Source organism: Vibrio sp. 1-2 (7-a), assembly GCF_013048515.1.
GTDB classification, from domain to species: domain Bacteria; phylum Pseudomonadota; class Gammaproteobacteria; order Enterobacterales; family Vibrionaceae; genus Vibrio; species Vibrio diabolicus.
The window spans coordinates 48,865-75,834 of the sequence record NZ_VHSQ01000009.1 but is presented as its reverse complement, the minus strand read 5'-3'; the positions used below and the strand labels follow the sequence as shown (position 1 = coordinate 75,834).

The 26,970-nt window shown below is 43.9% G+C and carries 23 protein-coding genes; 10 read left to right on the top strand and 13 right to left on the bottom strand.

What is annotated here, in order from left to right; all coding sequences use genetic code 11:
- Positions 1–30 precede the first annotated feature (30 nt).
- Together toxS and FKN08_RS18390 are read right to left on the bottom strand one after the other, a co-directional pair.
- Positions 31–546 (bottom strand): transmembrane regulator ToxS, encoded by a 516-nt coding sequence (gene toxS, locus FKN08_RS18395; RefSeq protein ID WP_005393067.1) that lies wholly within the window; start codon positions 544–546, stop codon positions 31–33.
- A gap of 10 nt (positions 547–556) precedes the next feature.
- On the bottom strand, positions 557–1,435 hold the full coding sequence (locus FKN08_RS18390) for a transcriptional regulator (RefSeq protein WP_046874266.1): 879 nt from the start codon (positions 1,433–1,435) through the stop codon (positions 557–559).
- A gap of 271 nt (positions 1,436–1,706) precedes the next feature.
- On the opposite strand from FKN08_RS18390, the gene htpG reads away from it, so the two are divergent.
- The 3 genes from htpG (at position 1,707) to hemH (ending at position 5,709) form a co-directional block, all read left to right on the top strand.
- Complete coding sequence (gene htpG, locus FKN08_RS18385) at positions 1,707–3,611, top strand: molecular chaperone HtpG (protein WP_170892672.1); 1,905 nt, start codon at positions 1,707–1,709, stop codon at positions 3,609–3,611.
- A 321-nt stretch (positions 3,612–3,932) separates the two neighbouring features.
- On the top strand, positions 3,933–4,577 hold the full coding sequence (gene adk / locus FKN08_RS18380; protein ID WP_005393061.1) for an adenylate kinase: 645 nt from the start codon (positions 3,933–3,935) through the stop codon (positions 4,575–4,577).
- A 169-nt stretch (positions 4,578–4,746) separates the two neighbouring features.
- Positions 4,747–5,709: a ferrochelatase gene (gene hemH, locus FKN08_RS18375; protein ID WP_170892671.1), complete on the top strand. Its 963-nt coding sequence runs from the start codon at positions 4,747–4,749 to the stop codon at positions 5,707–5,709.
- 47 nt (positions 5,710–5,756) lie between these two features.
- Here the strand turns inward: hemH and FKN08_RS18370 are convergent, their stop codons facing one another.
- On the bottom strand, positions 5,757–7,145 hold the full coding sequence (locus tag FKN08_RS18370; protein ID WP_005393058.1) for a peptide MFS transporter: 1,389 nt from the start codon (positions 7,143–7,145) through the stop codon (positions 5,757–5,759).
- Positions 7,146–7,480: 335 nt separating this feature from the next.
- Here FKN08_RS18370 and rfaH point away from each other — a divergent pair, with 335 nt between their 5' ends.
- Positions 7,481–7,981: a transcription/translation regulatory transformer protein RfaH gene (rfaH, locus tag FKN08_RS18365; RefSeq protein WP_005393056.1), complete on the top strand. Its 501-nt coding sequence runs from the start codon at positions 7,481–7,483 to the stop codon at positions 7,979–7,981.
- 148 nt (positions 7,982–8,129) lie between these two features.
- Here the strand turns inward: rfaH and asnB are convergent, their stop codons facing one another.
- The 4 genes from asnB to nagA all read right to left on the bottom strand — a co-directional run bounded on the left by asnB (position 8,130) and on the right by nagA (position 14,049).
- Complete coding sequence (asnB, locus tag FKN08_RS18360; RefSeq protein ID WP_005393054.1) at positions 8,130–9,794, bottom strand: asparagine synthase B; 1,665 nt, start codon at positions 9,792–9,794, stop codon at positions 8,130–8,132.
- 230 nt (positions 9,795–10,024) lie between these two features.
- The gene (locus FKN08_RS18355) at positions 10,025–11,614 is read right to left on the bottom strand and encodes a cation:proton antiporter family protein (protein ID WP_005393052.1); all 1,590 of its coding nucleotides are present in this window, start codon (positions 11,612–11,614) and stop codon (positions 10,025–10,027) included.
- 81 nt (positions 11,615–11,695) lie between these two features.
- Positions 11,696–12,910 (bottom strand): ROK family protein, encoded by a 1,215-nt coding sequence (locus tag FKN08_RS18350; protein ID WP_006742713.1) that lies wholly within the window; start codon positions 12,908–12,910, stop codon positions 11,696–11,698.
- Positions 12,911–12,912: 2 nt separating this feature from the next.
- Positions 12,913–14,049, bottom strand: coding sequence for an N-acetylglucosamine-6-phosphate deacetylase (gene nagA / locus FKN08_RS18345; RefSeq protein WP_170892670.1), 1,137 nt, complete (start codon positions 14,047–14,049; stop codon positions 12,913–12,915).
- 489 nt (positions 14,050–14,538) lie between these two features.
- Between nagA and nagE the strand changes: the two genes are divergently transcribed.
- Together nagE and glnS are read left to right on the top strand one after the other, a co-directional pair.
- Positions 14,539–16,110 carry an N-acetylglucosamine-specific PTS transporter subunit IIBC gene (nagE, locus tag FKN08_RS18340; protein ID WP_006742711.1) on the top strand — a complete coding sequence of 524 codons (1,572 nt, stop codon included), beginning with the start codon at positions 14,539–14,541 and terminating at the stop codon, positions 16,108–16,110.
- A 237-nt stretch (positions 16,111–16,347) separates the two neighbouring features.
- On the top strand, positions 16,348–18,018 hold the full coding sequence (glnS, locus tag FKN08_RS18335; protein ID WP_005393044.1) for a glutamine--tRNA ligase: 1,671 nt from the start codon (positions 16,348–16,350) through the stop codon (positions 18,016–18,018).
- Between the two features lie 289 nt (positions 18,019–18,307).
- Here the strand turns inward: glnS and fcrX are convergent, their stop codons facing one another.
- On the bottom strand, positions 18,308–18,757 hold the full coding sequence (fcrX, locus tag FKN08_RS18330) for a ferric iron uptake transcriptional regulator FcrX (RefSeq protein ID WP_005382141.1): 450 nt from the start codon (positions 18,755–18,757) through the stop codon (positions 18,308–18,310).
- A 200-nt stretch (positions 18,758–18,957) separates the two neighbouring features.
- On the opposite strand from fcrX, the gene FKN08_RS18325 reads away from it, so the two are divergent.
- Entirely contained in the window at positions 18,958–19,461 is a 504-nt protein-coding gene (locus FKN08_RS18325; protein WP_047009532.1) for a DUF4442 domain-containing protein, read from the top strand.
- A gap of 50 nt (positions 19,462–19,511) precedes the next feature.
- Here FKN08_RS18325 and fldA read toward each other — a convergent pair whose 3' ends face one another.
- From fldA to FKN08_RS18310, 3 genes are all read right to left on the bottom strand, one after another.
- Positions 19,512–20,045 (bottom strand): flavodoxin FldA, encoded by a 534-nt coding sequence (gene fldA / locus FKN08_RS18320; protein ID WP_005393040.1) that lies wholly within the window; start codon positions 20,043–20,045, stop codon positions 19,512–19,514.
- Between the two features lie 48 nt (positions 20,046–20,093).
- Entirely contained in the window at positions 20,094–20,315 is a 222-nt protein-coding gene (locus tag FKN08_RS18315) for a DUF2788 domain-containing protein (RefSeq protein WP_005393038.1), read from the bottom strand.
- 112 nt (positions 20,316–20,427) lie between these two features.
- The gene (locus tag FKN08_RS18310) at positions 20,428–21,195 is read right to left on the bottom strand and encodes an alpha/beta fold hydrolase (RefSeq protein ID WP_046874257.1); all 768 of its coding nucleotides are present in this window, start codon (positions 21,193–21,195) and stop codon (positions 20,428–20,430) included.
- Positions 21,196–21,287: 92 nt separating this feature from the next.
- Here FKN08_RS18310 and seqA point away from each other — a divergent pair, with 92 nt between their 5' ends.
- Both seqA and pgm read left to right on the top strand, forming a co-directional pair.
- Positions 21,288–21,830, top strand: a complete 543-nt coding sequence (gene seqA, locus FKN08_RS18305; RefSeq protein WP_005393026.1) for a replication initiation negative regulator SeqA — start codon at positions 21,288–21,290, stop codon at positions 21,828–21,830.
- A 92-nt stretch (positions 21,831–21,922) separates the two neighbouring features.
- Positions 21,923–23,569, top strand: a complete 1,647-nt coding sequence (gene pgm / locus FKN08_RS18300; RefSeq protein ID WP_170892669.1) for a phosphoglucomutase (alpha-D-glucose-1,6-bisphosphate-dependent) — start codon at positions 21,923–21,925, stop codon at positions 23,567–23,569.
- A gap of 62 nt (positions 23,570–23,631) precedes the next feature.
- On the opposite strand, the gene FKN08_RS18295 is transcribed toward pgm, so the two are convergent.
- Complete coding sequence (locus FKN08_RS18295) at positions 23,632–24,405, bottom strand: DUF1853 family protein (protein ID WP_170892668.1); 774 nt, start codon at positions 24,403–24,405, stop codon at positions 23,632–23,634.
- 232 nt (positions 24,406–24,637) lie between these two features.
- On the opposite strand from FKN08_RS18295, the gene FKN08_RS18290 reads away from it, so the two are divergent.
- Positions 24,638–25,396: a Nif3-like dinuclear metal center hexameric protein gene (locus tag FKN08_RS18290; RefSeq protein ID WP_065645453.1), complete on the top strand. Its 759-nt coding sequence runs from the start codon at positions 24,638–24,640 to the stop codon at positions 25,394–25,396.
- Positions 25,397–25,492: 96 nt separating this feature from the next.
- On the opposite strand, the gene FKN08_RS18285 is transcribed toward FKN08_RS18290, so the two are convergent.
- Complete coding sequence (locus tag FKN08_RS18285; protein WP_005382163.1) at positions 25,493–26,782, bottom strand: citrate synthase; 1,290 nt, start codon at positions 26,780–26,782, stop codon at positions 25,493–25,495.
- Between the last annotated feature and the right edge of the window lie 188 nt (positions 26,783–26,970).

The following is a 26,970-nucleotide window of genomic DNA, read 5'->3' as shown; positions in this document are numbered from 1 at the left end:
GCGTCTTGCCCCCTTATCATCAAATCAAAGTTAGTTTTTAAACAGCACCGAAGAACCGTGGTTCAAGCTAGTGAGCAATAGCGTTTTTTCGTTCACGACATCAATACGGCGACTTTGCTCGGCATCAAGCTTAAAGATTTGAGTGATCAAACGTAGCTGTGCTTCGGAGAAGTCTTTTGATTGAGAAGATGAAATATCTTTAAACTCAGAAGGCGAAACCAACAAATAGTTGTCACTTACTTCCCAGCGCCCTTTTTCCGAGATATTAATCGTGGATTCTGCCGTTGAACCTTGAGCGAATAGTTTGATATTTGCTACGCGAATATAGTCCCCATTAGGGAGATATTTCACATTTGATTCAACATTAACACGACGCAGTGGGCCGACAGGATCGTCAGGCAAGCTGTCTGTAATGACCGTCACCATGGTTGACTGCCACTCATTGGCAGTGAGGACCTGTTCCACTTTTAGGTCGCTACCCCAATATAACCAACCACTGAAAAGAACGGATACGGCCAAAACCGCAGATGCTAATTTTATCTTCATTCTGGCCTCCTTATTTACAGATATCGGTTGGGTCATTTTGACCAGCGAAAATACGCAATGTCACGTTCTCATATGAATGTTGACTGTCATGAATGTAGTTCAGAATCAGCTGATTGTTCTGGCCACCTGTAGCAATCACTTCTACCGGCATTGAATCTTCTGCATGGTATTTTACGTAGCGTTCAATGCACTGCTCAATGGACGGCAACCAACTATTGATTTGCGGGTGGTTCACTGGCGTCATCACAGGTACATTTTGATACTCACCAATCTGACGGAATTGGGATTCTGCAGGATTGGTGAATAGCAATACACAAATAGGAAGCAGCAGAGACAAAAGAACGATCATACGCGGCAGCCAGTTATTAGTGTTAGCTGCTGGTTTTGGCTGTGCCTTAGGTAGTTCTACTTGAGGCTCTACTTCAGTCGTGGTGTCTGTCGCCGCTTCTGTTGACGGCGCGTCACTTGTTTCTATTTCAGCAGCGTGCACTTCATTTTCAGAAGTGGCTTCTTCAACGTCAGTATTAGAGTCAGCAGATAATGGGCTTAAGCGTTCCACTGAACAAATGAGTTGATAACCGCGTTTAGGAACCGTTTTAACAAACTCTGGAGATTTTGTTGAGTCCTTCAACATCTTACGCAGAGTAGAGATCGCTTGAGTCAGGCTTGAGTCATCCACCTCAAAACCTTGCTCACGCCAAACAAACTCGTGAAGCTCGTTACGGGTTAAAACTTCGTTTGGTCTCTCTGCCAACATCAGAAGTATACGGCTTTCGTTGCTTCCTAATCGTACAACGTCGTTGCCGTTTTGTTGGTCAGCGAGCGAATTACTATTTGGATCAAAGGTGAACCTTTGAGCAAGTAGAAATTTGGTGCCGATGTTAGTCATTTAGTTCTTCTTAGATGGATGATGTTGTAATTATAGTGATTTATGTCACAAAATTACCGAAGCGCATGGAGTGCGCACGACATTTTAGATGCTTTTAGGCTGGTAGGATAATTAAATTTTTCTAAAAAAACACCGTTTTTAGCAATATTGACCTTGAATTTACATTTGTCAGCCACATGTTAAATGACATCTCAGTAAGGTAATTTCAAGGGGAAAGTCACAAACTTATCTCCATGAAAAAGCCAATTAGTTTAGATGTTATGGAGCACACATGAGCGAAACCGTATCTCAAAACAAAGAAACTCGTGGTTTTCAATCAGAAGTAAAACAACTACTGCATTTAATGATCCATTCTCTTTATTCAAATAAAGAGATCTTTTTGCGCGAGCTGATTTCTAACGCATCAGATGCATCGGACAAGCTGCGCTTCCAAGCGCTATCTAACCCAGACTTATATGAAGGTAATGCAGACCTTTGCGTGAAACTGTCGTTTGATGAAAGCGCAAATACCTTAACCATTTCTGATAACGGTATCGGTATGAGCCGCGATGATGTGATCGAGCACTTAGGTACGATCGCAAAATCCGGGACCGCGGAGTTTTTCTCAAAGCTGTCTGAAGAGCAGAGCAAAGACTCTCAGCTTATTGGTCAGTTTGGTGTTGGCTTCTACTCTGCGTTTATCGTTGCTGATGCCGTCACCGTACGCACTCGTGCTGCGGGCCTAGCCGCTGATGAAGCAGTACAATGGCACTCAGCCGGTGAAGGTGAGTACACCATCGAAAACATCACTAAAGAATCGCGTGGTACTGATATCATTCTTCATATGCGTGAAGAAGGTAAAGAGTTCCTAAATGAATGGCGTCTACGTGATGTGATCAGCAAGTACTCGGATCACATTGGCATCCCAGTTTCCATCCAAACGGTTGTTCGAGATGACGAAGGCAAAGAAACGGATGAGAAGAAGTGGGAGCAAATCAACAAAGCTCAAGCACTGTGGACGCGTAATAAATCGGATATCTCAGATGAAGAGTATCAAGAGTTCTACAAGCACGTATCACATGACTTTGCCGATCCATTGGTTTGGAGCCATAACCGTGTAGAAGGTAAAAACGATTACACGAGCTTGCTTTACATCCCATCTAAAGCGCCATGGGATATGATGAACCGCGACCACAAATCAGGCTTGAAACTGTACGTACAACGCGTGTTCATTATGGACGATGCAGAGCAGTTCATGCCGTCTTACCTACGTTTTGTACGAGGTTTAATAGACTCCAATGATCTGCCACTCAACGTATCGCGTGAGATCTTACAAGATAACAAAGTGACTCAGTCTCTACGTAATGCTTGTACTAAGCGTGTGCTAACGATGCTAGAGCGCATGGCTAAGAATGATGAAGAGAAATACCAATCATTCTGGAAAGAGTTTGGCCTTGTGATGAAAGAGGGGCCGGCAGAAGACTTCGCAAACAAAGAGAAAGTTGCAGGCCTATTGCGCTTTACTTCAACTGAAGTGGATTCTGCGGAGCAAACCGTGGGTCTAGCTGCTTACGTTGAGCGCATGAAAGAAGGTCAAGATAAAATCTACTACTTGACGGCAGACAGCTATGCAGCTGCGAAAAACAGCCCTCACTTAGAGCAGTTCAAAGCGAAAGGCATTGAAGTTATCTTGATGTACGACCGCATTGATGAGTGGCTGATGAACTACTTAACTGAGTTTGACGGCAAGCAGTTCCAGTCAATCACAAAAGCTGGGCTCGATCTAAGTCAGTTTGAAGATGAAGCAGAAAAAGAGAAGCAGAAAGAAACTGAAGAAGAGTTTAAGTCGGTTGTAGAACGCACGAAGTCTTACCTAGGCGATCGTGTGAAAGAAGTTCGTACGACCTTTAAACTCGCGTCTACACCTGCTGTTGTGGTAACGGACGATTACGAAATGGGCACTCAAATGGCGAAGCTTCTTGCAGCGGCGGGTCAGGCAGTGCCAGAAGTGAAGTACATCTTTGAGCTAAACCCTGAGCACGAGCTGGTTAAGCGCATGGCTGACGAAGCGGATGAAGAGGCATTTGGTCGTTGGGTAGAAGTCCTGCTTGGTCAAGCAATGCTTGCAGAGCGAGGCTCAATTGAGGACCCAACGGAGTTCTTAGGAGCTGTTAATAAACTTTTGACTAAGGTGTAATAACCTCAGTACATCAAAAAGCTCGCATTTCGCGAGCTTTTTGTTTGTTGTCGCAAAATTTTGCATCTCAGGTGTTGAGTTAATAATCAATAGGGCGTGAAAGAGGGTATCGTTAACATTCTTTAGTCTTAATACACTCTTTGCGCGGCGAACCTGTGATAGAATCTGCGACTTGAATGTGAGTAATAAGGCGTGTATTTTTGCTCGCCTATATACGTTATACCGAAACTTATCGTTGCGAGTGCTTCTCGGGTTTGATGTCTAAGAAGCCCAGCTATTGTGAGCTTCGGTATAAATCTTAAATATTAAAGAGGATAAATCATGCGCATCATTCTTCTAGGTGCTCCAGGTGCAGGTAAAGGCACACAAGCAAACTTCATCATGGAAAAATACGGTATTCCACAAATCTCTACTGGTGATATGCTTCGTGCTGCTATCAAAGCAGGTACAGAGCTTGGTAAACAAGCTAAAGCTGTTATCGACGCTGGTCAGCTAGTTTCTGATGAAATCATCCTTGGCCTTATCAAAGAGCGTATCGCTCAAGAAGACTGTGCAAACGGTTTCCTACTGGATGGTTTCCCACGTACTATTCCTCAAGCTGACGGCCTAAAAGAAATGGGCGTTGATGTAGACTATGTTATCGAATTTGACGTTGCAGATGATGTGATTGTTGAGCGTATGGCAGGTCGTCGTGCTCACCTTCCTTCTGGTCGTACTTACCACGTTGTTTACAACCCACCTAAAGTGGAAGGTAAAGATGACGTAACTGGTGAAGATCTTGTTGTTCGTGATGACGACAAAGAAGAAACAGTACGTGCACGTCTAGGTGTTTACCACGAGCAAACTGCACCACTAATCAACTACTACGGTAAAGAAGCTGAAGCAGGCAACACTAAGTACCTTAAGTTTGATGGTACTAAGCAAGTAGCTGAAGTTAGTGCAGATATCGAGAAAGCACTCTCTTAATTTGCTGAAGTCAAAAAATTAATATTTTGATATATTGAAAGCGACCCAAGTGGTCGCTTTTTTTAGTTTACTCGTAAACATATATCTAAATGACTTCAAGTGGCAGCGATGCAGCGCTGTGAGGCTATTTAAGTATATGAACTAAGCCGTTTACCATGAATAGGATGTTATGAAAGAGAATAATAAACAGGGTGTACTCCTCGTGAACCTGGGTACTCCTGACACACCAACCGCTCCTGCCGTAAAGCGCTTTTTAAGTCAGTTTCTTCATGATCACCGAGTGGTAGACATGACTCGATGGCTTTGGTGTCCGCTATTGCACGGCGTTATCCTTCCAATCCGAGCTCCCAAGGTTGCTAAACTCTACCAATCAGTTTGGATGGAAGAGGGCTCGCCACTGATGGTGTACTCTAAGCGTCAAACAGAAAAGTTGGCTCAAAAGCTTGATATGCCAGTCGAACTTGGCATGACTTATGGAAATCCAAGTTTGCAATCAGGTTTTGAAGCGCTGTTGGCTCAAGGGGTAGGGGAAGTCATCGTTTTACCTTTGTATCCGCAATACTCGGGCACAACAACGGCAGCGGTTTCTGACGGAATCACTAAAGCGTTTAAAAACCTGCCCGTGATACCGGGCTTTAGCTTTATTCGGGATTACTACAATCACCCGAAATACATTGAAGCGTTAGCGCATTCAGTTCGTGAACATTGGCAAGAGTATGGTAAGGGAGACTACTTGCTATGTTCTTATCACGGTATTCCAAAACGTTACGCTGATAATGGAGACGTTTACCCTCAGCACTGTGAAGAAACGACTCGCTTACTCGCTGAAGCGTTAGGGTTAAACGAGCAACAGATAGGTATGACGTATCAGTCTCGATTTGGCCGAGAAGAGTGGTTACAGCCCTATACCGATAAAACCCTAGAGGCACTTCCTGCAAAAGGGGTAAAAAATATCAATGTAGTGACACCAGCATTCTCTTCGGATTGTTTAGAAACGTTGGAAGAGATCTCGGAAGAGTGTAAAGAGATTTTCCTTGAAGCAGGTGGTGAAAGCTTTACTTACATTCCTTGTTTGAACGATAGTGAGCTTCATATAGAAATGATGGCTGAGTTAGTTCACTCTAAGCTTTAGGTACAAAAAGGGTCGCAAAAGCGACCCTTTCATTTTTTGTAGAGCGATTAAGCGACTTGTACTTGCTGCTCTTCTACTTGTTCTGCTGTGCTGTGAGTATTCTCTGCACCATGCATCCAGCGAACGAGCGTATTCGAGAACAGAAGTAGGATGACACCACTCACGGTAGCGCTGACTGCAATGCCACTAAAGATAGCCATTGCGCCCAATTCTCCTACGTGAGATCCCACATAGCCCGCAACGTAGTTTGCAATCGCATTGCAGCCAAACCATGCACCCATCATGAGTGAAGCTAAGCGAAGCGGTGCTAACTTGGTCACCAGTGAAAGACCAATTGGAGATAAGCACAGTTCGCCCAATGTATGGAAGAAGAAAGCACCCACCAGCCACAACATTGATGTTTTTACCGTTGTGTCTCCACCTTGTTCTAGCACAGCGCCAACCATACATAGGAAGCCAATTGCCAAGAAAAATAGTGCCATTGCAAATTTCACTGGCGACGTAGGTTCGCGTTTACCCAGTTTTACCCAAAGGACCGCTAGAACCGGTGCTAGGGTAATAATGAAAAATGGGTTTAGCGATTGGAACCACGCAGCAGGTACTTCAAAGCCACCAATCATACGATCAGTATATTGTTGAGTGTAGATGTTCATCAGGCCACCGGCCTGCTCAAAGCCAGCCCAGAAGACGATAGTGAATAAGCTCATGACCAAAATTACTTTTAGTCGGTTTACTTCTTCTTTCGTTAAGGGTTGCTTCGTGGTTGAGTTTTTGTTGCTTAGATCTCGTTTTGCTGCGGGCTCGCGACCGATGTCACCAAGCCAAGACTGAGCTAGCACCATTTGCATCACTAGGCTAATAATCATACCTACACCTGCGGCCACAAAACCAGCTTTCCAACCGTACGAGGTTGTCACAGAGCCAGAAACGACGCCGGCAAGTAACGCACCTAAGTTGATACCCATATAAAAGATAGTGAATGCGCCGTCACGACGGTTGTCACCCTCTTTATATAAATCGCCAACCATGGTTGAGATATTCGGCTTAAAGAGGCCGTTACCCGTGATAAGCAGACCAAGACCTAAATAGAAACTGTGTAGCGAACCAATACCCAGAGCGTCAGCAGGAAGTGCGAGTGTAAACTGGCCGATAGCCATTAACGCGCCACCAAGCAAAATTGAACGGCGTTGACCTAGATAGTTATCCGCTAAGTAACCTCCGATGAGAGGTGTGATATACACAAGACCAGTATAAATACCGTATAGGTCTAGTGCGTCTTTGGTTGACCAGCCAAGGCCGCCATTCATCGTTGTATCTGTAAGGTAAAGTACTAGAATGGCGCGCATTGCGTAGTAAGAAAAGCGTTCCCACAGTTCAGTACCGAACAATAAGAACAAGCCACGAGGATGGCCGAAATATTGATGTTGGTTTGACATAAGCTCTTCTAATAATAGTTATTACATTTTTTAACGACTTCTACGTATACATTGCAATTTAATGAGTGACAAACAATAAAATTTTGCATTACGACTAAAGTTGTTTGTTAAGTGACTGTTTTTGGGTGAATTTGCAGATGATATGATGGTGTGTTGGCTGTGTTACAAACTTAATTTCCATTTTTGTCTATGGACTTCTTCTCGTAAGTATCTTGAAAAGATACCGTTAATGCGAGCGATGTATAATCATACTTTTATAGATAAACTGAATGTCAATGACTCAACTTTGGCTTAATGCTAGGATAAAAACAAAATAGAATTGGCTAGTAAAAAAGATGAAACGTTGGTATCTACTTTATTGTAAACGTGGGGAGCAGGTTAGGGCGAAACAGCACCTTGAAAACCAAGGTGTAGAGTGCTTTTATCCAACTGTAGAAGTTGAGAAGATTTTGCGCGGGAAAAGACAAAAAGTCGAAGAGCCGCTGTTTCCTTGTTATGTGTTTGCGTACTTTGATTATGAACAGGGACCTAACTTCACCTCAGTCCGCTCCACTCGAGGGGTTGTTGATTTTGTGCGTTTTGGTGCTCAACCGAAAGAAGTCCAAGGTGACTTAGTCTTTGAATTGATGCAGCTAGAAAAATGCTGTAATGAAAATACCGCTTCTGAGTGTATGCCAAAACCAGGTGATCAAATCCGAGTTAAGAGCGGTCAGTTTGCAGGTATAGATGCTATCTTCCAAGAGCAAGATGGTGAGAAACGCTCAATCATGTTAGTGCAGATGATCACTAAACGAGTGCCTGTCAGCATTGACAACAGCGATTTAGACTTGAAATAGCTAATGTGTACAAACAAAAAAAGAGGTGCTTTGGCACCTCTTTTTTAATCTTGCTGGTAATCACCAGCAGTGGGACGCTGTTTAGCGAGCTTAGCAAAACAACGATGGTTACCGATTAGGAGTAGGGCATGACACCCTACTTAGTCGCTTAGTAAGCGTCGTTATGGACGGTTTGCACCGCACGACCTGACGGGTCTACACAGTTTTGGAATGACTCATCCCATTCAATCGCTTTCGCTGATGAACAAGCTACCGAAGGACCACCTGGCACACACTCAGCCGCTGACGGTAGTGGGAATAGCTCTTCAAAGATTTCTCGGTACACGTAACCTTCTTTTGTGGTTGGCGTGTTGTATGGGAATCGGTATTGAGCCGTTTCCATCTGCTGATCCGTCACTTTTTGCTCTGCGACTTCTTTCAACGTATCAATCCAGCTGTAACCTACACCATCAGAGAACTGTTCTTTTTGACGCCATGCGATCGACTCTGGCAAGTAATGCTCAAAACACTCGCGTAGAATGTGTTTTTCCATTTTGCCGTTGCCACACATCTTATCTGCTGGGTTTAGGCGCATTGCAACATCAATAAACTCTTTATCAAGGAACGGTACTCGGCCTTCAACCCCCCATGCCGCTAGCGATTTGTTTGCGCGCGCGCAGTCAAACATGTTCAGAGCAAGCAGCTTACGTACTGTTTCTTCGTGGAACTCTTTCGCGTTTGGTGCTTTGTGGAAATATAGGTAACCACCAAAGATCTCATCTGCACCTTCACCAGAAAGTACCATCTTAATGCCCATCGCTTTGATCTTGCGACCCATTAAGAACATAGGTGTTGATGCGCGGATGGTGGTCACATCGTACGTTTCGATGTGGTAAATCACGTCGCGAATCGCGTCGAGACCTTCTTGAATTGTATAAGTCATTTCATGGTGAACGGTACCGATTTGGTCGGCAACTTCGCGAGCGGCTTTCAGGTCAGGCGCACCTTCTAGACCCACAGCAAAAGAGTGCAGTTGTGGCCACCAAGCTTCAGACTTTTCATCATCTTCAATACGCATCGCTGCAAAGCGTTTTGCTACCGCAGATGTAATAGAAGAATCTAGACCACCTGAAAGAAGTACACCGTAAGGCACGTCAGTCATTAGTTGGCGTTTAACAGCTGCTTCTAGCGCTTCAGTCAGTTCTTCTTTGCTGGTGGTGTTACCTTGAACGGCAGCGTATTCGTTCCAGTCACGAACATAGTAACGCGTTGGCTCGGCATCTTTTGAGCTGTAGTAGCTACCAGGAGGGAACTCGCTCACTGTTTTACATACTGGAACAAGTGCCTTCATCTCTGATGCAACATAGTAGTTGCCATGCTCATCATGACCTTGATAAAGAGGGATAATGCCAATGTGGTCGCGACCGACTAAGTATTCGTCTTTTTCTTCATCGTACAGAACAAAAGCGAAAATACCGTTTAGTTCTTCAAGGAGATCTGCACCCATATCTTGGTACAGTGCAAGAATGACTTCACAGTCTGAATCGGTTTGAAACTCGTATTTTCCTTCGTAACGAGCACGAATTTCTTTATGGTTGTAGATTTCACCATTGACTGCAAGGATGAGCTTTTTATCAGGGCTGTATAGCGGTTGTGCACCACTATTTAGACCAACAATCGCCAAGCGCTCATGCGCTAAAATAGCGCGCTCTGAAGAGTAAATCCCAGACCAGTCAGGGCCACGATGACGAAGTTTTTTCGACATTTCTAATGCGATAGGGCGCAATGCGGCTGCATCGCTTTTAATGTCTAAAATGCCAAATACTGAACACATACTACATCCTTACTAAACTAAATAATTTCTAATCGGTATGGCTTCAATTTGCCATTACTAGTAAAAAAAGCAACGTTTTGTGATTATAAAAATGATAAAAAGCCTTGTTGTGTAAATATTATTTAATTTAATGGCTAGTTTGGTGAATGGAATCAAGGTTTGGTATAAAAACCATACAAAAAAGCCTTTCTATTGATAGAAAGGCTTTTAAAAAATATTAGTATGGTTGCTTATTTTATTGGTGTGAACTGAGGTTCAAGTTGTTTACACACATGTCGAGCAAAACCGCTACCTGCTTCACTGTATATATTGAATGCGGCGTCAACTCCGCTTTCCAGCAAACCTTCCAACTGATCTGGGTACTCGGCGATAGCAGCTATTTGCCCTTTATATTTTCTGCGTTTAAGCTGCTCAAGTGCGGTTTGGTTACCTTGATGATGAGGCATGGCAAGCAGCACCAGTTTGACATGACCTGTATCTAAAATTCGTTCCCAAAAATCTGGGTCTGTGGCATCGCCAGCGATCACGTTTCTTCCCTCTGAACGGTGCTGATGTGCTGCATCTTCACGAATTTCTATGCCTAGTGAAATTTTGCCATAGCGCGCACGTAATTCATCATAGGCCCCAGTCCCGATGCGACCCATGCCTAAGATCAATACCTGGGCATGCCCAGGGTTAATGAGTTGGTCACGCTGGTTAAGCTTTTCTGCGGCTGTCTCTTGCAGCCACTTGCCGGAGTGTTGATAAATTTTGTGGCTAAGGCGGTTAAGTGGCGCAGAAATAATAAAGGACACGGACACCGCAACCGCAATCGCAGCGAGCATATCGCTTGGCATCCAGCCCATTTTATAGGCCAACCCTGCGACTATAAGGCCAAACTCACTGTAGTTGAACAGCGATAAAGAGGCGAGCAAAGAGGTACGTACTCGAAACTTAAAGTGATTAATCGTGACGAAGTACAAGAGCCCTTTTATTGGCAGCAGTAAGATAAATAGTAGGGCGAGTACGACGCCATTGACGCTCAATGAAGCGGACAAGCCAATGTTTAAAAAGAAGCAGACTAAGAACAGCTCCTTCATATTGAATAGCGATTTGGATAGCTCTGAAGCTTTAGAGTGGCCAGCGAGTAGCATGCCTAAAATCAGCGCGCCCAAGTCTGGTTTCATTCCGACCAGTTCGAATAGCCCTGCCCCAACAACAAGCGCGAAGAAAATACCGAATAGCACCAGCATTTCGCCGTGGCCAACTTTATCTAACAGCTTATAGAATAGTGGACGAAGGAAAGGCAATGCGAACAAACCAATGGCATACCATTCTGGGACTTTGCCGGTTGAAGCAGTCAGGAATACCACGGCAAAAATATCTTGCATAACCAAGATACCGATCGCGAGTGTGCCGTAGGTCGCGTTCATTTCCCCTTTTTCTTGCAATGCTTTTACGGCAAAAACGGTACTGGAGAACGATAGTGCAAAAGCTAAAAGTAGGATTTGACCGCTATCCATACTGGCGAGCGAAGTTAAGCCCAGTAGTTTTAAACCTGATAGCGCTAGTGCAAAAAAAGCGGTAGACAGTATGTTGTGGGCGGTCGCTCCTCCCCATATTTCTTTGGACAGTAGCGTTTTGACATCAAGCTTGAGTCCGATCGTGAATAGAAGAAGAGTGACACCAAGATCTGCAAGAGTGACGATAACGTCATTGCTTTGATAGCCAAATGCATGCAAACCAAATCCTGCCAGTAGAAAACCAACGAGGGGAGGGAGGCTACATTTAAGCGCAATAAAGCCAGCTAAAAAAGCTGTTGTAATTAGAATAATTTCCATACTGTTGAGCTGTATTCCTGATATACAAAAACGGGCTGTGAAAACACAGCCCGAGATTGTAACTCAATTAGTTGTATAAACTTAGTCTTCAAGTAACTTTTGTAACAAAACTCCGTTTAGCATTGCGCGTTTAATCATCGCAAATGCGCCCATCGTTGGCTGCTTATCAATGTGTGAAGCCACGATAGGAAGGTCGTTATGGAAAGTTTTGAGAGATTGATTTTCGACATTACGTTGAATTGCAGGGAAGACAATATCTTGTGCGGCAGTAATGTCGCCCGCAATGACAATTTTCTGAGGGTTAAACAAGTTAACGGTAATTGCAATCGCTTTACCTAACTGGTTACCCACTCGCACTAAACTCTGCTTTGCAAGTTCGTCACCATCCATTGCATGCTGACACACAGCTTCAATCGTGATGTTTTCAAGGTCAGTCAAGCTTGACTCATAGCCTTGAGCAATCAATTGTTTTACTCGTTGGATAATAGCTGGGTTCGCTGCTACGGTTTCTAAGCAACCAAAGTTCCCACATTGGCACTGTTCACCAAGCGGATCGATTTGGATATGACCAATTTCACCGACGTTGCGGTTAAAGCCCAGAAAAACCTGGCCGTTAACGATAATACCTGCGCCGGTACCGCGGTGAACGCTAACTAAAATGGAGTCCTGACAGTCTTGGCTTGCCCCAAAGTAGTGCTCCGCTAACGCCATGCCACGTACGTCATTCCCAACAAAGCATGCGGTATTAAACTTCTCTCCAACAATTTCACCCAGCGCCAGATTATCGATATCGGTATTCGGCATGTACTCAACTACGCCTGTTGTTGGGTTTACAAGGCCCGGTAGCGTAATACCAATTGCGATGAGCTGATCAATTTTGTCTTCGCAACGGTTAACGAAGTCTTTAAGTAAATCGATAAGCCCAGCGATCAAGTCAGCTTGGTTGGTGTAATGCAGTTCGTGCTGATCTTCCGCAAGTGCAGTGCCACCTAAATCGTACAAACAAAATTGTACGTAATCTCGACCTAAACGAACCGCAATAGAATGGAAGGGTTTGACTTCGGTGGTCAGAGAGATTGCACGACGACCACCAGTTGAAGCTTGCTGGGCGACCTCTTTAATAAGGCCGCGCTCTAAAAGTTGGCGGGTTATTTTGGTAACACTAGCAGGTGCGAGCTGGCTCACATCTGCGACTTGAATACGGGAGATAGGACCTTGCTGATCAATCAGCCTATATACCGCAGCGCTGTTAAGCTGTTTTACTAAATCTACATTACCAATCTGTCCGCCATTCATGCTTAATTTTGCTCGTATTGTCCGTTAACAACCGTCGCTTTTACTTTGAAGTCACGATCGAAAATGGTCAGGTTTGCAACCATCCCTTTTCGAACTCGGCCAAGGCGATCCTCAACACCAATTGCAGTTGCTGGGTATAACGTGGCCATTCGTAGAGCTTCGTCTAAAGCGATCCCCGCGTGCTCAACTGAATTCTGAACTGCTTCTATCATTGTCAAAGCTGAGCCGCCTAGTGTGCCGTTTTCATCAACACACTTACCATCTCGGTAATATACTTTCTTACCGACAAAAATAAAGTGATCAATGTTAGCACCTGCTGGAGCTGTGGCATCCGTCACCAAAACAAGCTTTTCACCTTTGATTTTATGAGCAATTCGGATGTTTGCGTAGTCTACGTGGAAACCATCAGCAATAATGCCAGCATAAACGTCAGGAGTATCGTAAATTGCACCAACAACTCCAGGTTCACGACCAACCATTGGTGTCATCGCATTAAATAGGTGTGTGGCAAAAGTAATACCTGCTTCAAAGCCTTTACGCGCTTCGGCGTAGGTCGCATTTGTATGACCAATAGAAACCACGATGCCGGCTGCTTTTAATCGTGCAATATGCTCTGGATCGTTTTGCTCTGGTGCAAGCGTTACTTTAGCGATGATATCGGCGTTTGCGCAGATAAGATCAATCATGCTTTCATCTGACGGGCGAATAAAATCGACGTTGTGGATACCTTTTTTCGCGACGTTAAGATAAGGACCTTCTAGGTGTAGACCAAGTGATTGGTTTTGATATTGGTTATGATATTCACGAGCGGCAGAAATTGCAGTTCGCATATCTTCGTCTGATGAAGTAATGAGCGTTGGTAAGAAGCTAGTACAGCCGGACTTGAGGTTTGCTTCGTGCATGATTTGCATGGTTTCCGGTGTGATTGCATCGTTTAGCATTACACCGCCACAGCCATTCAGTTGCAGGTCGATAAAGCCCGGACTTAGGTTTGCGCCTGCGAGGTCTTTCACTTCGATGCCCTGAGGTAGCTCTGCAACCAGCACAATAGATTGAATAAGGTCGTTTTCGATGATGACCGCATGATCGGTAAGAACATCACTACCGGTATAAATTTTACAGTTACTTAGCGCGTACATAGTCAGCTAGTCCTTATAGATGAGAATTCAATTTCTATATCGTTACCTAAGTGGAGACTGCTTTAGTCATATGGGTACTTAGTTTGTATCACTGAATTAGATAACGAGTCACATACAGCAAGTCGCGTTTTATCGATGTTATTGTCATAGTAACTAACTGAAAAGTAATAATTATATGGTTTTTTATGATTCTTTTTCAGAGCAAAGTTACAGTGATTTACCCGCCTAGATACCAAAATAACACTGATTCTGCCTTGCATAAAGTGCGAGAATATTATCTTTAAAACGCCATTTTTTCGTATAATAAAATAAGTTTTATGATCTCGCTAGCAAAAACCTTCCGAAAGGGCAAATTGTGGTGATTATGATCACAAACGGTGAGCTTTTAATTTGCGGAGCAAAATTAATGTCATAAACTGAGGATGACTAAATTGGACGACTGAAATAAGTCATTCAACATAACATCTAATCCTATAGGGGGAACTTAAGGTGAATATTCTCGGATACGCGCAGAAGTTAGGTAAAGCTCTTATGCTTCCTATTGCGACTTTGCCAATCGCAGGCTTGTTACTGCGCTTGGGCCAGCCGGATGTTTTTGACATCGCATTTATGGCACAAGCAGGTAACTCAATCTTTTCTAACCTTCCATTGTTGTTTGGCCTTGGTATTGCGATCGGTCTATCTAAAGACGGTCAAGGTGCAGCTGGCCTTGCTGGTGCAGTTGCGTACTTTGTACTGACAGCGACAGCGTCAACAATTGATGCATCAGTAAACATGTCGTTCTTTGGTGGTATCATCGCAGGTATTATTGCTGGCCACTCTTACAACGCTTTCCATGCTACACGTCTTCCTGAGTGGCTTGCTTTCTTCTCTGGTAAACGTTTAGTGCCGATTATGGCAGGTCTATTCGCTTTAGTTGCTGGTGCAGTTGGTGGCATTGTATGGCCAACAATTCAAGGTGGTCTAGATGCGCTTGCTCATGGCATCTCAACTTCTGGCGCTATTGGTCAGTTTATCTACGGTACACTGAACCGAGCCCTTATTCCTGTAGGTCTACACCACGTACTTAACTCATTCTTCTGGTTTGGTATGGGGTCTTGTCAAGAAGTGCTAGTAACTGGTGCAAATGCTGCGGGTCAAGCGCTTCCTGCTCTACAACAACTGTGTGTGGATCCTGCGCTAGCGAAAACGCTTGTGGCTGGTCAAACTCATACATTTGAATTCGCTAACTCTGTCACTCCTGAAATCACTGCAACAGTGAAGGAAGTAACTGAAACAGTTAAATCTGGTGACCTACACCGTTTCTTCGGCGGCGATAAGAGCGCTGGTGTGTTCATGAACGGTTTCTTCCCAGTAATGATGTTCGGCCTACCTGGTGCGGCGCTTGCAATGTACCTAGCGGCTCCTGCTGAGAAACGTAGCCAAGTTGGTGGTGCATTGTTCTCTGTTGCATTCTGTTCATTCCTAACTGGTATCACAGAGCCTCTAGAGTTCATGTTCGTATTCCTAGCGCCTGCACTATACGCGATTCACGCAGTGTTCACTGGTCTGTCGCTAGTTGTTGCTAACATGCTTGGTACGCTACACGGCTTCACATTCTCAGCTGGTCTAATTGACTACTTGTTGAACTACGGTCTAGCAACTAAACCGCTACTACTTGGTGCAGTTGGTCTTGGCTTTGGTGCTCTATACTTCTTCACATTCAGCTTCGCAATCCGCGCATTCAACTTGAAATCGCCTGGTCGTGAAGATGACGACAGCGAAGCTGCAGCGCCTGCTGGTGAGAAGAAAAGTGGTGACCTAGCTCGCCAATACTTAAAAGCACTTGGCGGTCATGACAACCTAACTTCAATCGACGCATGTATCACTCGACTACGCTTGACGCTAAAAGATCGTTCAGTCGCTGATGAGGAAGTACTGAAGAAACTGGGTGCGAAAGGTGTGGTTAAACTTGGTGAAAACAACCTTCAAGTTATCCTTGGCCCTCTAGCTGAAATCGTTGCTGGCGAAATGAAAGCAATCGGTGCTAATGAAGACCTATCGAATGTAAAATTGCCTTAATTACATCGAACTGATATCTGACTAAAGACCTCCCTCGGGAGGTCTTTTTTTTGTTTTGGCACTTTGAATCTGCTGTGCTTTCGCTCTAACTCGATAAATATTGTCGTTTTAGCGCGAGTTCTTGTTGTCTAATTGCTTAGAATTGTGGATCATTAGAAACAATGTACTCTGCAAAACCATACTTGGATGCAGAGTTCCGTTTTCTCTGACAATACTAATATTTTTGAGGTGCTATAGATGAGTGAAGCTGATGCTCGTCCATCAAACTTTATTCGCCAGATCATTGATAAAGATCTAGCGGATGGTAAACACACTAGCGTGCATACTCGATTCCCGCCGGAGCCAAATGGCTACCTGCATATCGGTCATGCTAAGTCTATCTGTTTGAACTTCGGTATTGCTCAGGACTACCAGGGTCAATGTAATCTACGTTTCGACGATACGAACCCTGAAAAAGAAGACATCGAATACGTTGAGTCTATCAAGAAAGATGTAAACTGGTTGGGCTTTGAGTGGAGTGGTGAAGTATGTTACTCATCAAACTACTTCGATAAGCTTTACGAATATGCAATTGAATTGATTAACAAAGGCTTAGCGTACGTAGATGAGCTAAGTCCAGAGCAGATTCGTGAATACCGTGGCACGCTAAAGGCGCCAGGTAAACCAAGCCCATACCGTGACCGTTCTGTTGAAGAGAACTTAGCGTTATTTGAAAAAATGCGCGCTGGTGAATTTGAAGAAGGTAAAGCGTGTCTTCGTGCCAAGATTGACATGGGTTCTTCATTCATGGTTATGCGCGATCCAGTTTTATACCGTGTGCGTTTTGCTACGCACCACCAAACTGGTGATAAGTGGTGCATTTACCCAATGTACGACTTCACGCACTGTATCTCTGATGCATTAGAAGGCATTACACACTCTATCTGTACGCTTGAGTTTATGGATAACCGTCGTCTGTACGATTGGGTTCTGGACAACATCACGATCGAAAGCCGTCCGCATCAATACGAGTTCAGTCGCTTAAATCTTGAGTACACAGTGATGTCTAAGCGTAAGCTTAATCAACTCGTCACTGAAAAACTGGTTAACGGTTGGGATGACCCACGTATGCCAACAGTCTCAGGTCTGCGTCGTCGAGGCTTCACGCCAGCATCTATCCGTGAGTTCTGTAAGCGTATTGGTGTAACGAAGCAAGAAAATATGATCGAGTTTAGCTCACTAGAATCTTGTATTCGTGATGACCTAAACGAGAACGCTCCGCGTGCAATGGCTGTGTTGGATCCTGTTAAAGTTGTTATCGAAAACTTTGAAGAAGGTGCAGTAGAAAACTTGACGGTCGCTAATCACCCAAACAAACCAGAGATGGGTGTGCGTGAAGTACCATTCACTCGTGAGTTGTGGATTGAGCGTGAAGACTTCCGTGAAGAGGCGAACAAAAAGTACAAGCGTTTAGTGCTAGGTAAAGAAGTTCGCTTACGTGGTGCTTACGTGATCAAAGCAGAGCGCGTTGAAAAAGATGCCGAAGGCAACATCACGACTATCTTCTGTTCTTACGATGCAGACACACTAGGTAAGAACCCGGCTGATGGCCGTAAAGTAAAAGGTGTGATTCATTGGGTATCAGCTGATAAAGCATTACCAGCGGAAATCCGTCTGTACGATCGTCTATTTACGGTTCCAAACCCGGGTGCAGCAGAAGACTTTGCTTCTACAATCAACCCTGAATCATTAGTTGTGATCAATGGTTTTGTAGAGCCTAGCTTAGCGTCAGCAGAAGCAGAAAAAGGCTACCAGTTTGAGCGTATGGGTTACTTCTGCGCAGACTCGAAAGATTCTTCAGCAGATAAACTAGTATTCAACCGCACGGTTGGCCTACGTGATACTTGGGCAAAAATTGAGAACCAATAATCTCGATTAATGCAAAAATCGATAAAAATGCCAGCAAATGCTGGCATTTTTTTATTCTCATTATCGTAATGCGGCGGTTATAGGTAGTGTAGGGAGTTGCTTAAGAACGAGGGACGTTTGATAAATGTTCGGTTTGGAAGCAAAACAATGATGTTTATTAAGGTTTGAATTGGTAAGTCTAATCGACGCTTTACAAAAGTTGGTACGGCAATTCAGCTATTGAAAGATATCGCCCTCAGAAACAAAAAACGCCAGCATGAGCTGACGTTTATTTTAAATCAACAAACCGTTATTTTTTTGGTTTGTGTGCATCTGGATTGTCTTTACAACCACCATCACTGCACTTGCCGTACAAGTATAAGCTGTGGTTTGTTAGCGTGACATTGTACTTAGCTGCAATCTCTTTTTGACGTTCTTCAATAAGATCGTCAGAAAATTCAATTACCTCACCACAGTCTAGGCACACTAGATGGTCGTGGTGATGTTGAGTCGATAATTCGAAGACTGACTTACCACCTTCAAAGTGGTGACGAGTTACAATACCAGCATCATCGAATTGGTTTAGAACTCGGTAAACAGTTGCTAGGCCAATCTCTTCACCTAGATCAATCAACTTTTTGTACAAATCTTCAGCACTGATGTGCTGGCAGTCTGGCTGCTGAAGTACTTCTAGAATTTTTAGCCTTGGAAGGGTTACTTTTAAACCCGCATCCTTCAGCGCCTGATTATTATCTGACATATACTTTCCCGTTGGATCATCTGCAGCGATTTAACAGAATTCAATCTTCCTACCATTATAGGATAAGCGCTCAGAACATTAAACCACGAACTTCAAAGGGTTAATAGAATCTTTTTGTAAATTAGAAACAGGTCGATTATATTACAGATCTGACCAGTTACAATTGTGTAACATTGAGCTTAGAGAGGGCACGGACTGCGATGAATAAGCGACTTGCGAAGATATACAAACCAGGAATTGTAAAATTCGCACTCAATATTTGGCCACCTTTTTGGGGCGCTGGTATTAAAATCTTACATATTTCTGAAGACTTTCGTACCGTGAAGGTGCGTTTGAAGCTTCGCTGGTGGAATAAAAACGCCAATCGTACTCAGTATGGTGGCAGTATTTTCTCTTTAACTGATCCCATTTACTCGTTGATGCTGATGGGGATTCTACGCGAGGAGTATTACGTGTGGGATAAAGAGGCGAGTATTAACTTTATTAAGCCAGGGCAAAGTGATTTATATGCAGAATTCGAAGTTACTGAAGGGATGCTAGAAAACATTTATCAAATGACACGGAATGGAGAAAAGTGTTTTCCTGAATTTATTACCCATGTAAAAGATAAGCAGGGGAATGTGGTTTCAGAGGTTCAACGCAAGCTTTATGTAAGAAAGAAACCTCAGTATCGCGAAGAGGAAGTGCTCACCGATGCTTTGTGAAAATATACAAAAAGACCTCCAATCGGAGGTCTTTGTATAATTCGATTTATTTAGCCTTCAAGCTCAGCTAAACACATTTCTTCGTAAATCTGTTTAACCCAGTTCTCAACACGTTCGTCAGTCAGTTCCGGTTGACGGTCTTCATCGATACATAGACCTACGAATTGGCTGTCGTCGCCTTCAACAAGTGCTTTAGACGCTTCAAATTCGTAGCCTTCTGTTGAAGTATGGCCAAGAATTGTGCCGCCTTTAGACTCAACGATATCACGTACTGTGCCCATCGCGTCACAGAAGTATTCTGCGTAGTCCTCTTGGTCGCCACAGCCAAAGATAGCCACTAGCTTAGTAGAGAAGTCGATTTGCTCAAGTTCAGGGAAGAAATCATCCCAATCACATTGTGCTTCACCGTAGTACCAAGTTGGGATACCTAGAAGAAGAAGATCGAAGTTATCAATGTCTTCTTTGCTGCTTTTCGCGATGTCTTGAACGTGAACTAGATGCTTACCTAGTTGCTTTTGAATCATCTTTGCAACGGCTTCAGTATTACCTGTGTCGCTACCGAAGAAGATACCTACACTTGCCATAGAGTCTATACCTTTACATTGTTTGTTATTGGCGATGGTACTAAGGGTTTAACCTAACCCAGAGCCTTCCCAAGTTAGCTGAATTACACCTTTTGCAATAAAGCCAGCACAGCCTAGGAAAAGGACTAACCACACAATACGACGACCAAAAACAGGTACATTGCCTTGCTTTAGCACATCTTTTATCGCCATCCCGATGAAAAAGAAGATAGCAGCAAAAAGAAGATCGAGCCCAATAGACTCGAGCATATCCATATAGTCGTAAAGCATTTTAGTCCTTCATGCCGAAAAATCTTGGGCGCACTATACCACTGTTAAACGGTAAAGTTAATGCACTACAAGAAGGGTTATTTCAATAATCTATTGTTGCTTTTCGAATTTGTTAACTCGAAATGTATTTCCGAATGACTCTCATTACTTCAGCCGGTTTTTCGGCGTGAAGCCAGTGGCCAGTATTAGCGATAATATGTGCTTTTGCTTGTTTGAACTGTTTTTGCACCGCAGGTTGGTGCTCTGGCATTAAGTAATCGGAATCACCACCTTTAATAAACAGAGTGGGTATGTCTGTTGGGGCAATTTCCTGCCAGCCGATAATTTGTGCGTAATTCTCAAAAAGGCTCGGTACGTTAAACCGCCAGTCCATTTTATCGCCATTTTTGTATAGTGACTTAGAGAGAAATTGTCTTACACCGTCGATCTCAACATGTTGAGCTAGGATATCCATCGCTTGTTGACGGCTTGCTGGCTTTTCGTTAATTACGGCGTGTAAACCATTAAACACATTGTCGTGACGGTTTGCTGTGTAGGCGACAGGTGCCATGTCGAGCACAACCAACTGTTTGACGAGCTCTGGAGCAATGTCCACCAGTGTCATCGCGACCTTTCCACCCATTGAATGCCCAATAATAATAGATGGATCAACATTTAAGTGTTGTAGGAGTTGTGCCACATCTTTTGCCATGTCGGCGTAATTATGAATGTTTGAGTGAAAAGAGAGGCCGTGATTTCTCAGATCAATACTGATCACCGTGTGATCTTTAATAAGATCGCGGGCTAGTAGACCCAGATTACTTAAACTACCAAACAATCCGTGAATCAAAACAACTGTTTGGCCTTGGCCTTCCTGCTTATAGTTGAGTAATGCTGACATTTTATCTTATTCGTGATGGGTTTAACGTGGAGTATCCGAGAGGATCTCGTTATAATCCCCCAGAGTTTAAACATTGAGAATGTGAAAAGCGAATGAAAACAATTGAGGTTGATGAGGATCTATACCGTTACATTGCTAGCCAAACTAAGCATATCGGTGAAAGCGCCTCGGATATTTTGCGACGCCTTTTAAACCTTGATGGTCAGTTGCAGGAAGCTGAAGCCGCGCCTGTAGTAGAGAAGCCACAAGGGATTGTAGTAAGTAAAGATGCGGGTAAAACGGAATCTGTTGATGTAGTGAAAGAAATGCGTTCGCTGCTTATTTCTGATGAGTTTGCCGGTCTAAAAAAAGCGATTGATCGCTTTATGTTAGTACTATCGACCTTACATAAATTAAATCCAGAAGGTTTCGCGCAGGCTACGAATGTAAAGGGGCGTAAACGCGTGTACTTTGCAGATAATGAAGAAACCTTGTTGGCAAATGGCAACACGACCAAGCCAAAAGCCATTCCTGGCACACCGTTTTGGGTTATCACGAACAACAATACCAGTCGTAAAAGACAGATGGTTGAACAAGTGATGACACACATGGGGTACCAACCTGACTTAATAGAAAAAGTAACAGGTTCAATCTAAGAAACCTGATAGAAGCCTCATAATGTGTCGCAGTTAGCGGATATTATGAGGCTTTTTTAATTTTATTTGTATTTAAAGAAAGGATGTCAAACATGGCTATGCACCCTCGTGCTGGGCAAAAAGCGCAGCAGGAAGATCTTCATAATATTCCGGCACTTGTTGCCAATTACTTCTTGCTTCAACCTGATGCTAAGAACCCCGATCACAAGGTTCAATTCGGCACATCAGGTCACCGTGGTACCGCTGATAAGCATACATTTAACGAAAACCACATTTTGGCTATTGCTCAAGCGGTTGCAGAAGTTCGTGCCCAGCAAGGGACCACAGGTCCTTTGTTTGTCGGTAAAGACACGCATGCTTTGTCTGAACCTGCATTTTCTAGCGTGATTGAAGTTTTGATTGCGAATGGCGTAAAAGTCATCGTACAGCAGGATAACGGCTACACGCCAACACCAGGTATCTCGCACGCAATTCTGACTTACAACATCAAGCACGATGAAAAAGCAGACGGTATTGTGATTACACCATCTCATAACCCACCACAAGACGGCGGTATCAAATACAATCCGACTCACGGTGGTCCAGCAGAAGCTGAGTTGACTCAAGCTATCGAAGATCGTGCGAACGCACTGATTGCCGAAGGTTTACAAGGTGTTAAACGCTTACCACTAGCAGAAGCAAAAGCATCGGATCTGTTTGTGGAGATGGACTTGGTTAAACCCTATATCGATGATCTGGTGAACGTTATCGATATGGAAGCAATCCAAAAAGCAAATCTGAAGATTGGTGTAGATCCATTGGGTGGCAGCGGCATCGATTACTGGCGTCAAATTGGTCAGGCATACAACCTAGACCTAACGCTAGTAAGTGAAGCGATTGATCCTTCTTTCCAATTCATGTCTCTCGATAAAGACGGCGTTGTACGTATGGACTGTTCTTCTCCTTACGCAATGGCGGGTCTATTGGCACTGAAAGACGAATACGATTTAGCATTTGGTAACGATCCTGACTACGACCGTCACGGTATCGTTACGCCAAAAGGTTTGATGAACCCGAACCACTTCTTAGCCGTTTGTATCGACTACCTATACCGCCATCGTGACGCATGGGGTATAGATGTAGCTGTTGGTAAAACACTAGTATCAAGTGCACTGATTGACCGTGTTGTTGCGGATCTAGGTCGTGAGCTATGTGAAGTACCAGTAGGCTTTAAATGGTTTGTTGATGGTCTGTACACTGGTAAATTCGGCTTCGGTGGCGAAGAAAGTGCCGGGGCATCTTTTCTTCGTAAAGATGGTACGCCTTGGTCAACAGACAAAGACGGCATCTTGTTATGTCTTCTAGCGGCAGAGATCACTGCGGTAACGGGTAAGAACCCACAAGACTACTATGAAGAGCTAGCGTCGAAACACGGTGAGTCGAAATACAACCGTATTCAAGCTGTAGCGAATGGCCCTCAAAAAGACGTACTGAAGAAGTTGTCACCAGAAATGGTCGCGGCTGAAACACTAGCGGGTGATCCAATTACGGCTCGTCTCACGCATGCGCCTGGTAATGGTGCTGCAATCGGTGGTCTAAAAGTAACGACTGCCAACGGCTGGTTTGCTGCTCGTCCATCAGGCACAGAGGACATCTACAAGATTTACTGTGAAAGCTTCAAAGGTGAAGAGCACCTAAAACAAATCGAAGCAGAAGCGCAAGAGATCGTTAATCAAGTGTTTGCAGCTGCCGGCCTGTAAACCATTCAATAGTCGATTTAGAAAACAAAGGGTTGATGTGCAAGCATCAACCCTTTTGCGTTTTAAGATTCCTGAACTGAGTCGTTTCCGGGCCAGGAATCCGGTACCACAAACCAGAATTGACCGTCCTCCGTTTGTGCATGTACAAATCGGTCTGAAGGCTTTTCAATGGGTTGAGAGAAATCGTCCGTACCAATCGCCCAGCATGGTTTGTGTAAATGATAAAGTGGCTTACCGATTAACTCCCATTGGCTCTGGTAGCACCAGTAACCACTAATCTGACTTGGATTTAGTTCATAACCCAAGCACTCGCTAGGGTTTGGCTCTGGAGTAAACGGATTAATATAGAGTCGTCCTTGCATCAATAGACGTTCTTGTGGAGCGTCGTTTAACGGAATTATTTTTTGAAATTCCGGGCGATCGCTCATTTTCAACTGATGAGTAAGCATTCTATTCAGTTTTGTATGCAGCTGGTCGTGAGCATTCGGACCATACCAAACGCCGTTATAAAGAAGATAAAACTTAATCGCTACTTCCCAGTGTTCTATTTGATTTGATTCTGTATTCCGCAACACCAAGTCGATAGCACCAATAGTCTTACCTTCGATGTCGTTTAACTGAACCTCTTCCGCGATAACCTGATATCGTTCTGAACTAGAGAGAACTGCAGTGCATAAGTGCTGATATAAAAAGCCCAATCTTGGATTACCATTGTATTGCTCAGCGTTATTTAAAGGCGTTACCGAAAGATCCTCTAAGGTTGTAAACGGAGGGCGTAACTTGAAAAGAGGAGGTGAAGTGGCGATCCATTGGTAAAAGCGTTGCAGTTGGTTCATCCGTATCCCTATATGTATGGTGAGGCGACAAGCTTTGTTATTGTAACTAAATTTGCTTTTGAGGGTAGGGTGGCTAGCATCGATATTAGGGTTCGAGATACACTTTAAATACCTAAATAATATCAAGGTGCCAGATGTCAAAACGTTGTTGTATCAACTAGGTTGCACACTCTCGGTCTGATTTCATCGAGAGGTTATTTAGGTTTACATGCGCTAGAAATTGGAAGTAATAATGAATAACTTAAAGCTAGAACAGATTCTTAATGACAAACTGTCACCGCAGTTAATTAAAGATTACGCACCAAACGGGTTACAGGTAGAAGGGACGCCAGCCGTAAAGCGTATTATCACTGGCGTAACTGCCTCTCAAGCCTTAATCGATAAAGCGATTGAGCTTAATGCAGACGCATTACTCGTTCATCACGGTTATTTTTGGAAAGGTGAACCTGAGCCAATTCGTGGTATGAAAGGTAAACGAATTCGTAGTCTGATCAAAAACGATATCAACTTATATGGTTATCACCTTCCTCTGGATATTAACCCAGAGCTAGGCAACAACGCCGAATTAGCTCGCTTACTTGAAATCGAAGTAGAAGGTGGACTTGAAGGACATCCTCAATCAGTAGGCATGTTTGGACGCTTGAAAAAACCGATGTCTGGTGCTGAGTTTGCGAGCAAGATCAATCAAGTTCTTGATAGAGAACCGCTGCATATTGCTCCAGAGAATACCGATAAGATGATTGAGACGGTCGGTTGGTGCACTGGTGGAGGGCAGGATTTTATTGAGCTTGCTGTACAACACGGATTAGATGCGTTTATCTCTGGCGAAATTTCTGAGCGTACAACCTATACTGCGCGAGAAATGGACATTCATTACTTTGCTGCAGGTCATCATGCTACTGAGCGTTATGGTGTTCAGGCTTTAGGCAAATGGCTAGCGGATGAATACGGCCTACATGTCGAGTTTATCGATATTGATAATCCGGTTTAGTGTTCGCTATTCATAACGTGAAATGCTGAAAAGAAAAAAGGGTTGAGACAAAATCTCAACCCTTTTGTTTGTTTATTTATCTTCTAACTAAAAAGATCATTCACGTTCGTGAAGTGGAGAAAACTCACGCTGTGTCTCACCAGTGTATAGCTGACGAGGACGACCGATGCGGTTCAGTGGATCGCTGTGCATTTCGTTCCAGTGAGCAATCCAGCCGATGGTACGAGAAATCGCGAAGATAACCGTAAACATAGAAACTGGAATACCAATCGCTTTAAGAATGATACCTGAGTAGAAGTCTACGTTCGGGTACAGCTTCTTAGAAACGAAGTACTCATCAGAAAGCGCAATGCGCTCAAGTTCCATTGCTACATCTAGTAGAGGGTCTTGAATGTTTAGCTCTTTGAGAACTTCATGACACGTTTCGCGCATTACTGTCGCACGTGGATCGTAGTTTTTATAAACGCGGTGACCAAAGCCCATTAAGCGGAATGGGTCATCTTTGTCTTTCGCGCGGTCTACATACTCAGGGATGTTATCGACGCTGCCAATCTCTTCTAGCATTCTCAAGCACGCTTCGTTTGCACCACCGTGAGCAGGTCCCCAAAGTGATGCAATACCAGCGGCAATACATGCAAATGGGTTAGCACCAGAAGAGCCAGCTAGACGTACAGTTGACGTCGACGCATTCTGTTCGTGATCCGCGTGTAGCGTGAAGATTTTATCCATCGCACGCGCAACGACAGGATTTACTTCATACTCTTCGCAAGGGTTTGCGAACATCATGTGTAGGAAGTTTTCTGCGTAGCTCAAATCGTTGCGTGGGTAGATAAATGGCTGACCGATAGAGTATTTGTAACACATTGCAGCCAGTGTCGGCATCTTCGATAGCAGACGGTACGCCGCGATCTCACGGTGCTCGTCGTTGTTGATGTCAAGAGAGTCGTGGTAGAAGGCTGCAAGTGCACCGACTACACCACACATTACTGCCATCGGGTGAGCATCACGTCGGAAGCCATGGAAAAAGCTTGCGATTTGCTCGTGGACCATAGTATGACGCGTTACGGTCGTCTTGAATTGCTCGTATTGTTCTCGGGTAGGGGCTTCACCATAAAGAAGGATGTAACATACTTCTAAGTAATCTGCGTTATTGGCTAATTGATCAATCGGGAAACCGCGGTGCAAAAGAATACCTTTGCCGCCATCGATGTACGTGATTGATGATTCACAAGATGCAGTGGCAAGAAAACCTGGGTCAAAAGTAAAGTAACCATTGGCTCCCAGCTTACGAACGTCAATTACAGGTGTACCTAGCGTACCGTCCATAATTGGCAGTTCGATTGGCGCTTGACCTTCAACATGAAGGGTCGCTTTCTTATCCGCCATAACAATCTCCTTTGTTTATTATTTAATCCGTCCAGGATGTTTATGTGCCATTTTTGTACTGTTGTTAAAGCTTAAAGTCAATTTTTCTCCATCTTTGTGTGCACTTGTTATGATTTTTCTCATGAAAATCGTTAAAAATCTGTTCTATGTAGCATAATTTGTTACACCAATTGTATTAGAATGTTGCT

Coding starts and splice junctions, on each gene's coding strand:
- toxS (WP_005393067.1), bottom strand. CDS start 546: ATGAAGATAAAATTAGCATCTGCGGTTTTGGCCGTATCCGTTCTTTTC.
- FKN08_RS18390 (WP_046874266.1), bottom strand. CDS start 1,435: ATGACTAACATCGGCACCAAATTTCTACTTGCTCAAAGGTTCACCTTT.
- htpG (WP_170892672.1), top strand. CDS start 1,707: ATGAGCGAAACCGTATCTCAAAACAAAGAAACTCGTGGTTTTCAATCA.
- adk (WP_005393061.1), top strand. CDS start 3,933: ATGCGCATCATTCTTCTAGGTGCTCCAGGTGCAGGTAAAGGCACACAA.
- hemH (WP_170892671.1), top strand. CDS start 4,747: ATGAAAGAGAATAATAAACAGGGTGTACTCCTCGTGAACCTGGGTACT.
- FKN08_RS18370 (WP_005393058.1), bottom strand. CDS start 7,145: ATGTCAAACCAACATCAATATTTCGGCCATCCTCGTGGCTTGTTCTTA.
- rfaH (WP_005393056.1), top strand. CDS start 7,481: ATGAAACGTTGGTATCTACTTTATTGTAAACGTGGGGAGCAGGTTAGG.
- asnB (WP_005393054.1), bottom strand. CDS start 9,794: ATGTGTTCAGTATTTGGCATTTTAGACATTAAAAGCGATGCAGCCGCA.
- FKN08_RS18355 (WP_005393052.1), bottom strand. CDS start 11,614: ATGGAAATTATTCTAATTACAACAGCTTTTTTAGCTGGCTTTATTGCG.
- FKN08_RS18350 (WP_006742713.1), bottom strand. CDS start 12,910: ATGAATGGCGGACAGATTGGTAATGTAGATTTAGTAAAACAGCTTAAC.
- nagA (WP_170892670.1), bottom strand. CDS start 14,049: ATGTACGCGCTAAGTAACTGTAAAATTTATACCGGTAGTGATGTTCTT.
- glnS (WP_005393044.1), top strand. CDS start 16,348: ATGAGTGAAGCTGATGCTCGTCCATCAAACTTTATTCGCCAGATCATT.
- fcrX (WP_005382141.1), bottom strand. CDS start 18,757: ATGTCAGATAATAATCAGGCGCTGAAGGATGCGGGTTTAAAAGTAACC.
- FKN08_RS18325 (WP_047009532.1), top strand. CDS start 18,958: ATGAATAAGCGACTTGCGAAGATATACAAACCAGGAATTGTAAAATTC.
- fldA (WP_005393040.1), bottom strand. CDS start 20,045: ATGGCAAGTGTAGGTATCTTCTTCGGTAGCGACACAGGTAATACTGAA.
- FKN08_RS18315 (WP_005393038.1), bottom strand. CDS start 20,315: ATGCTTTACGACTATATGGATATGCTCGAGTCTATTGGGCTCGATCTT.
- FKN08_RS18310 (WP_046874257.1), bottom strand. CDS start 21,195: ATGTCAGCATTACTCAACTATAAGCAGGAAGGCCAAGGCCAAACAGTT.
- seqA (WP_005393026.1), top strand. CDS start 21,288: ATGAAAACAATTGAGGTTGATGAGGATCTATACCGTTACATTGCTAGC.
- pgm (WP_170892669.1), top strand. CDS start 21,923: ATGGCTATGCACCCTCGTGCTGGGCAAAAAGCGCAGCAGGAAGATCTT.
- FKN08_RS18295 (WP_170892668.1), bottom strand. CDS start 24,405: ATGAACCAACTGCAACGCTTTTACCAATGGATCGCCACTTCACCTCCT.
- FKN08_RS18290 (WP_065645453.1), top strand. CDS start 24,638: ATGAATAACTTAAAGCTAGAACAGATTCTTAATGACAAACTGTCACCG.
- FKN08_RS18285 (WP_005382163.1), bottom strand. CDS start 26,782: ATGGCGGATAAGAAAGCGACCCTTCATGTTGAAGGTCAAGCGCCAATC.